This window comes from Candidatus Jidaibacter acanthamoeba (assembly GCF_000815465.1).
Lineage (GTDB): Bacteria > Pseudomonadota > Alphaproteobacteria > Rickettsiales > Midichloriaceae > Jidaibacter > Jidaibacter acanthamoebae.
In genome coordinates, this window is the sequence record NZ_JSWE01000047.1 from 1 (window position 1) to 402 (window position 402).

General features: G+C 33.8%; 1 protein-coding gene. It reads right to left on the reverse strand.

What is annotated here, in order from left to right:
• The coding region (locus NF27_RS01135; protein WP_039454907.1) for a type IV secretion system DNA-binding domain-containing protein at nucleotides 1-402 on the reverse strand (402 nt) is incomplete at both ends.

The window sequence follows — 402 nt, forward strand, 5'->3', positions numbered from 1 at the left end:
CCCCTGCTCTAATGAAGGTAAATAGTTTAACGATCCTAGCTCGTCAAATATAAACCACACCTTTTTTCCTGTATTTTTCTTGGTATTCATTAAACTGGTTACCGCGATATTAACCATCATTGAGATTAGCGGAGCTAAACTGCTATGAATAGTACTTACCGAAGTTAAAAAAAGACAACCTTCCGAAGATTCATCACTTATCCATTTGGATATTGAGAAATTATTCTCTTCTTCTTTTACGTATTGTAATGACCTTATATAAGTACTAAGAGTAGCTAAAAGCCCTAAAGTAGTTTCTTTGTTTTCCGGGCTGGTTAATTTATGAGCCGGAGTTCCTTTCACTAACTCATGTAAGTCGCTTACATTTATACTAAATAATTCGCTGATTAAATCTTTAATACT